The 13,020-nt window shown below is 52.9% G+C and carries 11 protein-coding genes; 5 read left to right on the top strand and 6 right to left on the bottom strand.

The features are described from left to right. Window positions 1-10 precede the first annotated feature (10 nt). Entirely contained in the window at window positions 11-649 is a 639-nt protein-coding gene (gene pth, locus B5F17_RS03315; RefSeq protein ID WP_087370780.1) for an aminoacyl-tRNA hydrolase, read from the top strand. Window positions 650-685: 36 nt separating this feature from the next. Here pth and B5F17_RS03310 read toward each other — a convergent pair whose 3' ends face one another. From B5F17_RS03310 to pgeF, 5 genes are read right to left on the bottom strand one after another with little or no spacing between them, the layout of a single operon-like run. After that, the gene (locus tag B5F17_RS03310; protein WP_087370777.1) at window positions 686-1,636 is read right to left on the bottom strand and encodes a CPBP family intramembrane glutamic endopeptidase; all 951 of its coding nucleotides are present in this window, start codon (window positions 1,634-1,636) and stop codon (window positions 686-688) included. Between the two features lies 1 nt (window position 1,637). After that, window positions 1,638-2,549 (bottom strand): DMT family transporter, encoded by a 912-nt coding sequence (locus B5F17_RS03305; RefSeq protein ID WP_087370774.1) that lies wholly within the window; start codon window positions 2,547-2,549, stop codon window positions 1,638-1,640. A 10-nt stretch (window positions 2,550-2,559) separates the two neighbouring features. Then, window positions 2,560-3,582, bottom strand: a complete 1,023-nt coding sequence (mnmA, locus tag B5F17_RS03300) for a tRNA 2-thiouridine(34) synthase MnmA (RefSeq protein ID WP_087370769.1) — start codon at window positions 3,580-3,582, stop codon at window positions 2,560-2,562. Then, window positions 3,579-5,135 carry an ABC transporter substrate-binding protein gene (locus B5F17_RS03295; protein ID WP_087370766.1) on the bottom strand — a complete coding sequence of 519 codons (1,557 nt, stop codon included), beginning with the start codon at window positions 5,133-5,135 and terminating at the stop codon, window positions 3,579-3,581. Before B5F17_RS03295 ends, mnmA begins: the two co-directional genes overlap by 4 nt. Beyond that, window positions 5,132-5,929, bottom strand: a complete 798-nt coding sequence (gene pgeF / locus B5F17_RS03290) for a peptidoglycan editing factor PgeF (RefSeq protein WP_087370763.1) — start codon at window positions 5,927-5,929, stop codon at window positions 5,132-5,134. The genes B5F17_RS03295 and pgeF overlap by 4 nt, the downstream gene beginning before the upstream one ends. A 380-nt stretch (window positions 5,930-6,309) precedes the next feature. Here pgeF and rny point away from each other — a divergent pair, with 380 nt between their 5' ends. Continuing rightward, window positions 6,310-7,854, top strand: a complete 1,545-nt coding sequence (gene rny, locus B5F17_RS03285) for a ribonuclease Y (RefSeq protein ID WP_087370760.1) — start codon at window positions 6,310-6,312, stop codon at window positions 7,852-7,854. A 106-nt stretch (window positions 7,855-7,960) separates the two neighbouring features. Here the strand turns inward: rny and B5F17_RS03280 are convergent, their stop codons facing one another. Next, window positions 7,961-10,030, bottom strand: coding sequence for an ATP-binding protein (locus tag B5F17_RS03280; RefSeq protein ID WP_162608062.1), 2,070 nt, complete (start codon window positions 10,028-10,030; stop codon window positions 7,961-7,963). A 278-nt stretch (window positions 10,031-10,308) separates the two neighbouring features. Here B5F17_RS03280 and B5F17_RS03275 point away from each other — a divergent pair, with 278 nt between their 5' ends. The 3 genes from B5F17_RS03275 to B5F17_RS03265 all read left to right on the top strand — a co-directional run bounded on the left by B5F17_RS03275 (window position 10,309) and on the right by B5F17_RS03265 (window position 12,810). Then, window positions 10,309-11,202, top strand: coding sequence for an amino acid ABC transporter substrate-binding protein (locus B5F17_RS03275; protein WP_087370754.1), 894 nt, complete (start codon window positions 10,309-10,311; stop codon window positions 11,200-11,202). Between the two features lie 129 nt (window positions 11,203-11,331). After that, a complete protein-coding gene (locus tag B5F17_RS03270; RefSeq protein ID WP_407922585.1) occupies window positions 11,332-12,039 on the top strand; it encodes an amino acid ABC transporter permease in 708 nt (235 codons plus the stop codon). 6 nt (window positions 12,040-12,045) lie between these two features. After that, the gene (locus tag B5F17_RS03265; RefSeq protein WP_087370751.1) at window positions 12,046-12,810 is read left to right on the top strand and encodes an amino acid ABC transporter ATP-binding protein; all 765 of its coding nucleotides are present in this window, start codon (window positions 12,046-12,048) and stop codon (window positions 12,808-12,810) included. The last annotated feature ends 210 nt before the right edge of the window (window positions 12,811-13,020 follow it).

Raw genomic sequence — 13,020 nt, 5'->3', positions numbered from 1 at the left:
GAGATTCCCAATGTCTATTTTTGATATCTTTGCAAAGTTGGAACAGGAGCGCAAACAGCAGGACTCTTCTGCCGGCCCGATCGAGTGGCTGGTTGTCGGTCTTGGCAATCCCGGTTCCAAATATGAAAACACCCGACACAACGCTGGTTTCCGCGCACTGGATTCCTACTGTCAGAAAACCGGTCAGCGTATCGACCGCATGAAGTTCAAGGCGCTGGTCGGCGAGGGTACATTCGGCGGAAAACGCGTTCTGTTCATGAAGCCGCAGACCTTTATGAATCTGTCCGGTGAGGCTGTGCGCGATGCCGCAGATTTCTACAAGATCCCGCCCGAGCGCATTGTCGTTTTGTTTGACGATATTTCGCTGGATGTCGGCCGTCTGCGCGTACGCGCAAAGGGCTCTGCTGGTGGTCAGAACGGTGTCAAGAACATCATCTATCAGCTGTCCTCCGACCAGTTCCCGCGTGTCAAGATCGGTATTGGTGCAAAGCCCCATCCCGATTACGATCTGGCCGACTGGGTACTGTCCAAATTCCAAGGCGAGGATGAAACCAAGATTCAGGAAGCAGCTCAGCATGCAATGGAAGCTGCGGAAGAAATCGTCCGCAACGGCCCTGCGGCTGCGGCACAAAAATTTAACGGTAAATAAAGCAAAAGAGCTGGTTCAATCAGAACCAGCTCTTTTTTAAATCGGTGTAATGCTCATCGCCGTTAAAACAATCAGATAAATAATCAAAAGTAAAATTGGCGGTGAGGTCATTAGCAGTTTTACTGTTTTCTTTTCGGCATAACCCTGTCGGGCATACGCGCGAATCGGTTGATGCAGCTTGGTGATACACAAAAACAGCGCAATGAGTCCAAATGCAAACAGTGCCTGATTGACACCTGCTGCAGCTACCTCATCGGCATCTCCTAGCCGCGCCAGAATCTCTGCGGTCAAGTTGGTCAGCGCATGCAGAACCATGGAGGCCGAAAGCGAATATTCTACCGCAATATAGCCGAACAACACACCGCATAATAATGCCATCGGCAGCTGAATGATATTGCCGTGCATCAGTCCAAAAATAACAGCTGCAAACAAAATCGCAAAGGTATTGCCGTAGGGCTTTAAATATTCCAGCACAAAGCCGCGGTACATGAGCTCTTCACAGAATGGTGCAATCAACACACTGTACAGCAGCATAGATGCGGTCTGTGAGGCAGCGGTCGCACTCGCATGTGCACTGTAAAACGATCCGCCCAGCAAGTTTGCGGTGACTTCCACCGGAATGGTGAGCAGAGACGCAATGTTTTGCAATCCCATAACCAGCAGGAAGCAAAATACCATGATAGTGCCGCCGATCCGCTGATTCTTTTTGCCGAAAAAAGCAGGCAGCTGTTTCGGGTGTTCGGTCAGCTTAAGCGCGAGACACGGCGTCAGGCCTGCCAGCGCACCTACAATCAGCCACACGCCGCTGTCCTGCAATTTGTGCATGAGCTCGACGGCTCCAATCATTGGATCTCTGGCAATGAGCCATCGGATATAGAGTTCTTCTCCTGCCCAGACCACTGCCATCATCAGCACCTGAGAAGCGATCAGTACCCATCCCAATTTGGCAAAGGTTTGTTTATATGTACTTTCCCGGGATGCTTCCATATCATCTCTCCTTGCCGAGTACGGGGATTCTTACAGGCAGGCGATTCTCCGAAACCACCAGTCCCAACAGAACCAACACCGTTCCCAGCACAGACTGCGCCGACATGCGCTCATGCAGCACGATCGCAGCACACAAAATGGTAATGACAGGTGACAGATAAATATAGACGCTGGTCTTAATCGCTCCCAGCTTCTTAACCGCAGTATTCCAGGTCACAAAGCACGCTGCACTTGCCAGAAAACTCAAAAATGCGAGCGTCAGCAAATTAGAGGGCTGCTTGAGCGCGTCGAGCGACGGAGAAAATCCCATCTTCCAGGCAACCGGCAGCATAAACACGACACCATACAGAAAGACATGGCGCGTCATCGCGATCGACGGATAACCGAACTCGCCCAATCTGCGAATCAGTACCGAGTAGATACCCCACGCAACAGCGGCGGCCAGCGCCAATACATCACCGATGGGGTTAATCTGCATGCGCTCGGTACCGCTGAATGAGATAAACGCGATGCCGCTGATGGCAATGGCAAAACCGATGATAAAATGCAATTGCAGGCGCTCCCGCGATGCGATTGCCCAAAAGATTGCCGTGAACATCGGCGCACAGGATACCACAACGCCAATATTGGACGCGGTCGAATATCCAAGTGCAATATTCTCCAGCAGATAATAAATCAATACGCCGGTCAGACCTGCGCCTGCAAAATACAGCTCATGCCGCTTATCTTTGAGCCGCAGTCGCTTGGGACAGGCAATACTCAGCGCTGTAAATCCCAACACAAAGCGGATGAGCAGAATTTCTACCGCCGTAAAATGCTCGAGCAGGACTTTTGTCGCAATAAAGGTCGTACCCCACACGCACACCGTTCCGAGCGCAAGGGCATGACCAATCCATTCTTTTTCCTGTTTCATAGCTTCCCCTTTATCCATCGATAAAACCGCCGCCAATCACGATCTCGCCATCATAAAAGACCGCAAATTGTCCGGCAGCCGGTGCACGAACGGGCTGTACAAAAGTGACCTCTGCCTGTCCGTTTCCGAGCAGTCGAACGGTTGCCGGATCACTATGCTTGGAATAGCGCACACGCGCCTGACAGTCAAACGATCCGCTCTCTGCGTACTCCGGTGCGCACAGGTTCAGTCCGCTGACCGTGATTTTCTCACGGAACACGTCGGAAAGCGAAAGTACAACCTCATTGGTATCCTGCCGCAGCTCATGCACGAACAGGCGACCGGTGGACGCAATGCCCAGTCCCTTACGCTGGCCGACCGTATAATGGTGCAGTCCCTTATGTCGACCCAGCACTCGACCGGTTTCATCTACAAAGTTGCCTTCCGGCAGAGCTGCGCCGCGCGACTCCAGCCACGCGCTGTAATCGCCGTCCTGGATAAAGCAGACATCCATGCTGTCTTTCTTCTCCGCAACCGGAATTTGGCTCTCACGTGCCAGTGCACGCACCTCCGCCTTGTCTGCCGCCTCGCCGAGCGGGAATACGCAGCGCTCCAGTACCGAACGGGGCAAATTGGCCAACATGTACGACTGATCCTTCGGAGAACGCGCACGCATGAGCAGTGCCCTGCCCTGCGCATCGTGACCAATCCGTGCATAATGTCCAGTCGCGATATACTGTGCGCCGATCTCATCGGCATACTGACACAGAGAAACGAACTTTACCTTGCGGTTGCATACGACACAGGGGTTCGGCGTGCGTGCTGATTCATACTCGTGCTGAAAGTACGAGCGCACCTCCCGCTCGAACGTTTCCTCCTGATGGGCGATATACAGCGGGACATTGATTGCATCTGCAACGCGCTGTGCTTCGGCTGCGCCGTCTAATCCAACATCCATGTACAGGCCGTATACCTCATATCCCTGCTCTCTCAGCAGGCGGGCGGATACCGCGGAATCGACACCGCCCGAAAGTCCTAATACAACTTTTTTCATCCAAGCCTCCATTCATTGGGTGTCCAGAAGATATTATAAGGTCTTGGGCTGAAGCCGGTCAGCAGACCGCTGCGCACAATGACCTGATTGCGTTCAAACGCCAAAGGCAGAATGGGCATTTTACTCAGGAAATATTCATAGAAATCGGTCTCTGCCTGTTCCAGTGCGTCCGCAGATGCCGCCCGGACAAACATAATCTTGCTGTCCAGTGTGGCATCCGTGATTCTGCCGTAATTGAGCGAACCACCCGACATCAAAAGCGCACGTACATCAAAGTCAGGGGTCAAAATGACATCGCCGTAGTACAGATCAAAGTTTCCACTGTTCAGCGCCTGCTGGTACTGATCGAAAGGCAAGCTGTTAATGTTGAGCTGAATGCCAATCTGGCTGAATGCGGTGACCAACTGGCTGCACACGTTGCTCTTAAAGCTGTTTTCCGAATTGCACAGCAGGGTCAGCGTGATTTCCTCGCCCGAGCTGGTCTCTACCTTGCCGTCGCCGTCAATATCTCGAATACCCATCTGTGCCAGATAGGTATTCGCCTGTTCCAAGGCACCGGTCAAGCGGCTGTCTTCCAGCATTTCCGGCTGCGGATTGACCGGCAGAACGGCGGGATCTGCAAAGGTTTGCAGGGACGAGCGGCAAATCGAAGATCGATCGATAGCCAGGCTCAGCGCCTTACGAAAATTCTCATTGGATAAGAGCGGATGGGACATACGAACACCGAGATAGTGCAGTTCGGTGGTCGGCGTCTGGTAAACATCGACTGCACCCTTGATGGTTGCCGGGTCATCACTGATACGCTCAGCGCGTGTCAGCGAGATATCACCCGCCGCAAAGCTGCTGATGACCGCATCGGCACGTACGGTACCAACCAGATTGATCTGCGGTACGTTGGAAACCTTACCGCCATGCCAATTCTCATTGGGCAGCAGCAGGTAATCGGTATCACTCTGCGATGCTACAAACGGTCCGGTACCGATCGAAAACGTCTGATTCTCTGTTCCTTCTTTGAAAATCGGAATATCCAGAAGGCTCAGGAAGTGACTGTTCGGTGCACTCAGCGTAATCTGAATGGTTCGACTGTCGGTTGCACGAATGGAAGACATATAGGATGCGCGATTGTAATACATAGAGGTCGCAGTCGACTTTGCCAGACGATAGCTGTACACAACGTCGTCCGCGGTCACGTCCGAACCATCGGAAAATTTCAGTCCCTCTTTGAGTACCAGCGTGCAGCTGGTACCGCTCAGTTCATAGCTCTCACACAGAACCGGTTCGGGTTCGAACTTGTCGTTTAAGCAGAACAGTCCCTCATACAGTGCCTCACAGATGATGCGATTGATGGTAGAGCTCGAAGTGATCGGGTTGACCTTCTCGGCTGTATAATACGCGAGAGACACCTGACCGACCTGACGCTGACTGTCCGAAGTCATATTGGTCAGTGTTGAAGTTGTCTCATCCAGACGTTCGGTCAGCGTGCATCCGCACAGCAGGGACAGTGCCAAACCGCACGCGGTTACGCGCAGCAGTATTTTACCGGCCTTCTTCACAGACAAATCACCCCCGCTTGTACGCCCCGGTGTCCGTTGGTCGCACGGTGTGACCAGAAGACATCGGACATGCACTTGGTGCACAGGCCGCTGTTTATGATATTCTCCGGGGCAAGTCCAACCGATTGCAGCGTCATCTGCTGGATGCCCTGTAAGTCAACGTGATACTTCTTCCCTCTCGTCTGGATGAACGGTGCAACCCGTTCGCCCATCTGCGCACGCATAGCGTCCGGAACATCCGCATCGGTCTCAAAGCAGTCTTGGCAGATGGACGGTCCGATGACCGCAATCGTCGTTTCCCGGCATGCGCCGAGCGATACCATTTTCTCGACCGTCTTACCCGCGATTTCCTGCGCTGTGCCGCGCCAGCCTGAATGACAGACCGCGCACACCTTGGCGGTCGGATCGTAGAACAGCGTTACTACACAGTCCGCGTAAAAGCCCGCGATCGGCGTGTCCGGCAGAGCGGTGACCAGACCGTCCACTTTCCAGTCCATCGGCTGATGCAAACCGGTTCCCACATCTGCTTCCTTGACAATCTGTACACGGCTTTCGTGCACCTGCTGGGTCAGGGTAAAGCGCTCAAACGGAATGTGCAATGTGTCCGCGAGAATCTGATAATTGCGCCGGACGTTCTCCGGATCATCCCCGCGGTTAAACCCGAAATTCAGGCTTTCACAATCTCCGTGACTGACACCGCCCGATTTGGTCGTGAACGCATGGCGCACCGGCAGCCGGTCACAGGTATAATAAATCAAATCACCGCATCGTCTGCGGCGCATGGAGCTATGCATGGCTTTCCTCCTAAGGATCTTGCGGACGCGCAGGCCAAAGCCAGACGTGTCATATTTTGCAGTTTCCTGTCCGTTTTTTCACCGTATGAAACATAAACAGTGCATTGCGGGACAAGAATGGTTTAACTATGTTATTATACTACAATTATCCCGCTCTCTACAAGGGTTCTCCCCTGCTTTCCCTTTCTGTTTGTCAGGGTGTATAAATACATGTCAAAATTGTGCCTGCTCCTTGACAGGAAAGACAAAAGGCTATACAATATTTGTGGTAATACCTTTTGTAATATTCATCGGCGCCCAGGCCGTGAAACTTATGGTGGGTTATTATTACTTTGCAGATTTCTAAAAGTCAAAAATCCTGGAGGTGTTTCACAGAAATCATGATTGATACCATAATCACTCTGATCGTCGGTGTTGTCGGATTGGTTATTGGTGTGATCGTTGGCTGCCTGTATCGCAAAAAGGTAGCCGAAAAGGAAATCGGCAGTGCCGAACAAGAAGCCACCCGCATCATCAACGATGCAATCAAGGCTGGCGAAACCAAAAAACGTGAAGCGATTCTTGAGGCGAAAGACGAGATTCACAGAAGCCGTACCGAGGCTGAGCGTGAGATCAAGGAACGCCGCAACGAAACGCAGAAGCTCGAGCGCCGTCTGACCCAGAAGGAAGAAGCGCTCGACCGTAAAACAGATGCCCTGGATCAGAAGAATGAAGAGCTCAATCGCAAGCTCGCACAGGTTCAGAAGACCCAGGAATCGTGCGACCAGCTCAAAAATGAGCAGATTGCTGCGCTTGAGCGCATTTCCGGCTTGACCCGCGAAGAGGCGAAGGACTATCTGGTCTCCTCCATCGAGCAGGAAGCACAGCACGATGCAGCTGTTAAACTTCGAGAAATCAATCAGCGCACCAAGGAAGAAGCAGAAGCGACTGCCCGTGAGCTGATTTCTATTGCTATTCAGCGCTGCGCCGCTGACCACGTCGCTGAGGCAACCGTATCAGTTGTACCGCTGCCTAACGACGAGATGAAGGGACGCATCATCGGCCGCGAAGGCCGTAATATCCGCACGCTTGAAACGCTGACCGGTGTCGATCTGATCATCGACGACACCCCGGAGGCAATTACGCTGTCCTCTTTCGATCCGGTACGCCGCGAGGTTGCTCGCATGGCGCTGGAAAAGCTGATCGCAGACGGCCGCATCCATCCTTCCCGCATTGAAGAGATGGTTGAAAAGTCCAAGCGTGAGATCGACCAGATCATCAAGAGCGAAGGCGAACGCGCCATGTTCGAGACCGGTATCCACGGTCTGCATCCTGAGCTTGTCAAGCTGCTCGGTCGCCTCCGTTACCGTACGAGCTACGGACAGAACGTTCTGCTCCACTCGATCGAGGTTGCGCACGTCGCAGGTATGCTCGCTTCCGAGCTGGGTCTTGACCCGGTGCCCGCGCGCAGAGCTGGGCTTCTGCATGATATCGGCAAGGCAGTCGATCATGAGGTCGAAGGCTCTCATGTCAGCATCGGTGTCGATCTGGCCAAGAAGTACAAGGAAAATCCCCAGATTGTTCATGCAATCGCAGCGCATCACGGCGACGTAGAGCCGCAGACCGTCATCGCTTGCCTCGTACAGGCAGCGGACGCAATCTCTGCCGCTCGTCCGGGTGCACGCCGCGAGAATCTGGAAAACTACATCAAGCGTCTGGAAAAGCTGGAAGAGATTGCAAACACCACGTCCGGTGTTTCCAGCTCCTATGCAATCCAGGCTGGACGCGAGATCCGCATTATCGTCAAGCCCGATGAGGTTTCTGACGATAAGATGATCCTGCTTGCCCGCGATATCGCAAAGCATATCGAGGACGAGCTGGACTACCCGGGTCAGATCAAGATCAATATGATCCGCGAGACCCGCGCAGTAGACTACGCAAAATAACAAAAATTCCGACAACACCGCTAAAAGGGAGAAGCACACAGCTTCTCCCTTTTTTATGCCCCAAAACAAAAACGCACCGCGTATGCAGTGCGTTTACTTGTTCTCATCATGCACTCTTTCGGCAGCTGAGCAAGATCACTTGTCGCTTGCGTCCAAGCTCCTTGAGCAGTGCAATGCCCCGCTCGGTGCGGGCATCGTCCGACGTCAGGAACGGATCATCCAGAATCAGAGGCGCTTCCTTGGCGCCTGCCAGAGTCTCACAGACTGCAAGACGCAATGCCAAATACAGCTGATCGCGTGCACCCGAAGACAGCTGACGCTCGTTTAACAGCTGGCCGTCGGCTCCCGCAGTCCGTGCGCGGAACTGATCGTCCAGACGAATTTCCTGGTAGTTATCCGCAGTCAAATATGCCAGATAGGACTGTGCCAAACTGGTGATCTGCGGCGATACCCTTGCCTGCAAAGCTGCGTTTTCAGAAGACACGATCTGGCGTGCGTGCTCTACCGCCTGATACTGCTTTTGCAGCTGCACAATGCGCTCCTTACATGCGGACAGCTTTGCGCGAATCTCTTCCATCGTTCCGATCATGTCTGCCTGTCCCTGCAAGCGAGAGAGCTGTTCTCGCGCAGCGTCCAGCACACGGCGTGCCTCAGACTGTCTTGCACCCAGTGCATCCAGCTGCTGTCTGACCGCATCCGCTTCTTCGTCGTCTTCCGGGCCGCGCTGGATTTCCAAAATGACATCACCCAATGCACTCTGTTCGCGTCGGATGAGCTGCAAGTCTGCCATCGCCGAGCGAATGACCTCGGCTGCTTCCTCTACGTTCGTTACCCGCGAAGATAGCTTTTTGCCTGCGTCAATCACGCGGTCACGTTCCTCAAGCAGTACCGATGCTGCCATGCGCTGTTCGTCCAGAATGCGCTGGTACTCGATTTCGAGCTGCTTTTTTTCTTCATCCATATCAGGAAGCGGTGCAGGCGGCTTCTGTACACTGCCAAGGAAGGTCAGCAGCAAGCACACAATCGCGAGTGCAGAAAGCACCATCGGCAAGGCGCTGGTATTGAGCATACCGGCCACGTTCTCCATCTCCGGGAACCACTCGACCTGCATAATACCGGTTGCTGCGGCCAGTACACCAAAGATAAAGGCAAAAACACCGGCGACCCATCGAATCTTGGGTCTGGTCGTTCGATCGACCTCGATCTCACGGTCATGCTGTGCCTTTTCCATGCGCTCGATGGCCTCACGGCGGCGTGTTTCAACTGCCGGCATGTTTTCGCGCTTCTCGCGTTCCAGTCGCACCGCACCTTCGTAGCCGTACAGCACCTCAGCTGCTTCCCTGACCAAAGCTTCATCAGGTACACGGTTCTTGATCTCCCGGATACGCTGCTCGCGCTCCTCTCTTAGCACGCGTCTGCGGCTTTCCTGATCGGCCTGCTGTTCGGTAAACGCCTGATAACTGCGCTCATAGGCATCCTGTGCCTTTTGCGCTTCGCGTTCCAGGCTGCGGCACTTCTCTTTTTGCTTGGCAATGTCATGAGACAGGCTTTCCAGCTGTTCCAGCTGCTCTTCCAGCTTGGTCTGTTCGCTCTGTGCCTCGGGCAGCTCGCCGTGTCCCCTGCCTGAACGGATATCCAATCGCCAGCGATCCAGTCGCGCCAGCGCCTTGGCTGCGCTTCCGGTCGCGTCGCCGGTCTGTGCCATCGAGCTGAGCAGCTCCTGCAATTCTTCCGACGGACGGTTCATGTCCTCGCCGTCTACCATCATACTGGACAGGAATGCATCCTCACCCATGCCGAGCAGCACCTGACCGCAGTTTTTCGCGGTCAGCAATCTGCACTTTTCTCCGGTGTCGGTATAGAACGCGTCGAAATCCTGCATCGGCCCACCCTTGCCGGTCTGGCGCACGATGGTGACCGCTCTGCCGTTCCACTCAATTTCCAGTCTGCCGCTCATCGCGTGCCCGTCCTGCGGCACATAGCGGGTTTTATCCGAAAGTGCCTGCTGGGTGTCGCGCCGCGCGGTGTTGAGTCCGTACAGCATCACACGCAAAAATGCGCACAGTGTGGATTTTCCCCAGCCATTCGGCAGAACCAAATGAGAAAATCCATCCGCAAATTCTATTTTTCGGCCGTTCATATTGCCGAAATGTCCTTGCAATGATCGTAATTTCATCTCTTGCTCCGTTTATCTTTAACATTATCATGAAAACTTTATACAATCGTATATCAGTATAGCATACTTTCACTTTTCCCTCAAGCATCATACCAATTTCTGCGTTTGTAAATTCGTCCGCTGTACGTGGAAAGTTTACGCGTTTTTCCTCTTGACTTTGCTATGTTAAAGTGGTAGACTAATGCTACAAACTTACAGAGGCTGGTTATGATTGCCCACCTTATCGATTTGCACCGGGTTTTAACCCGATGACTTGGAAAGAAAAAGGAGATATCCCTATGAAGAAGAACAGACTGTTCGCCCTGCTGTGCGCAGGCGCTCTTTCTGCCTCTATGCTGACTGCCTGCGGTGGCAGCCAGGATTCCTCTGCCAATAACGCATCGTCTGACGCGTCCACCGACTCGACCGAAACCGCGGAAGACACGACTTCGCTCAAGTACATTCAGGACAAGGGCACTCTGGTACTGGGTCTGGACGACCAGCTCCCTCCCATGGGCTTCCTGGATGAGTCCGGTACGATCGTTGGATTCGATATCGATGTCGCTGAAAAGGTCTGCGAGAAGCTGGGTGTTGAGCTGGTAACCCAGCCCATCAACTGGGATTCCAAGCAGATGGAGCTGGACACCAAGAACATCGACTGCATCTGGAACGGTCTGTCCTGGTCGGAAGAACGCGACGAGGCAATGACGCTCAGCATCCCCTATCTGGAAAACCACATGGTCCTGGTCGTACCGACCGATTCCACTTACCAGACCATGGATGATCTGTCCGGCAAGAACATCGCGCTCCAGTCCGGTTCTACCGCACAGGAAGCATTCGATGCCGAGCCCAAGCTCAAGGACAACACCACCATGATCGGTATGGACAACAATATGTCCTGTCTGCTCGACGTTGAAAGCGGTGCTTCTGATGCCGCTCTGATGGATGAGACCGTTGCAAACTACCTGATCGAAACCGGCGGCAGAAACCTGCGCGTCATGGATGATTTCCTCTATGCAGAAACCTACGTCATCGGCTTCCGTAAGGGCGAAACCCAGCTGGCAGATGCGGTAAACAATGCGCTGGTTGAGCTTAAGGCTGACGGTACGCTGGCTGAGATCTCTACCAAGTGGTTCGGCTCCGACATCACGACCGTTGAAGCTCCGGCTGAAAACGCAGATAGCGCAGCTTAACCTTGTTATACCTGCACAAACTAAGAGCGGATTTTTATCCGCTCTTTTTCTGCGGCAGGGCTTTCTTTTACGCTTTCCTATGTTATAATGTTATCTGCGTAATTTCCAACTACAACCAGGGAGGAACACATGATCTTTGATACAACCGCAGTCACTGAACTCATTGATAAAATTATAGGCATGATGCCTGTCTTATTGGACGGCACCGTTGACGTCATCAAAATCTTTTTCTGGACCGTCATCCTTTCCGTGCCGCTCGGCTTTCTCGTTGCACTCGGCCGCAATCTCCGCTTGGGATTCCGGATCGGCCGCTTTGATGTCCGCCCGATCTCCTGGATCGTCCAGCTCTACCAGCTCATTATGCGCGGCACGCCGCTCATGCTGCAGCTGATGTTCATTATGTATGCGCCGTACTACCTGTGGCACGTTAGCATGAACCGCTTTACAGCAACGATCTTCGCGTTTGCAATCAACTATGCCGCTTACTTCGGCGAGATCTTCCGCTCGGGCATTGATTCCATTCCGCGCGGTCAGTACGAGGCGGCAAAAATGCTGGGCTACACCAAGACCCAGACCTTCTTCCGCATCATTCTGCCTCAGGTCGTCAAGCGCGTCATCCCGCCCACCGGCTCGGAATTCATGGTACTGATTAAAGACTCTGCGCTGGCAAACGTCATCGGACAGCCTCAGCTGTTCGATTCGGCAAAGAAGTTAATGTCGAGCAGCTCCAGCATTCTTCCGCTGGTCATTGCCGGTGTCATCTTCCTGATTCTGAATGCAGTGGTCGAATATGCCTTCAAACTGTGCGAGAAAAAGCTCAACTACTATAAAGGGTAATCATATATGAATCTGATCGAAGCAAAAAAGATTAAAAAGTCATTTGGACGACTGGAAGTCCTCAAGGGTATCTCTTTACAGGTTTCTGAGGGACAGGTCGTTTCCATTATCGGCCCTTCGGGCTCGGGTAAATCCACGCTGCTGCGCTGCCTCACCCAGCTCGAAACCGCCGATCAGGGTGAAATCACGGTATGCGGTGAAAAAATGATGTGGACCGAGTCCGGTCGTGCGGTATACGCGAACAAGAACACGCTGCACAACATCATTTTGAATGTCGGACTGGTATTCCAGAACTTCAATCTGTTCCCGCATTTCTCGGTTCTGGAAAACCTGATCGATGCGCCGATTCGCATTCGCGGTGTCTCCCGTGAAGAAGCAACGCAGCGTGCGCGTGAGCTGCTGCGCAAGATGGATCTGGCATCCAAAGAGAATTCTTATCCCTGCGAGCTGTCCGGCGGTCAGCAGCAGCGCGTCGCAATCGCACGCGCCCTCGCCATGCAGCCCCGCATCCTGTTCTTTGACGAACCGACTTCGGCGCTCGACCCCGAGCTCACCGGTGAGATCCTCAAGGTCATTCGTGAACTGGCACAGGAACACATGACCATGGTAATTGTCACACATGAGATGGCTTTTGCACGAGATGTGGCAGATCATGTCATCTTTATGGCAGATGGTGTAATCATTGAGGAAGGAACGCCTCAACAAGTGTTCGAAAATACTCAAAATGCACGCACACAGGCCTTTTTGAGCAGGTTTTCACAGAATTCCTAATTATCCTCCGTTTTCCATCCGCTATTCTGGACACTTTTCATAAAAAAGAGTTTACAACGTCTCAAAAATGCGCTAAAATAAGGGTAAGGTCAGTATTTCCGGCCTTGCCCTTTTGTTTTGTTCACTCCTGAAAAAAATGGTATGTTTTTTGTTATTTCCTGTTGAACTTGTGCTTGGTTTTTGGTACAATCATTACAGGACAAATTTGTG

The organism is Butyricicoccus pullicaecorum (assembly GCF_002160355.1).
GTDB classification, from domain to species: Bacteria; Bacillota; Clostridia; order Oscillospirales; family Butyricicoccaceae; genus Butyricicoccus; species Butyricicoccus pullicaecorum.
The sequence above is the reverse complement of the archived record's forward strand: the minus strand, read 5'-3'. Positions and strand labels throughout refer to the sequence as shown.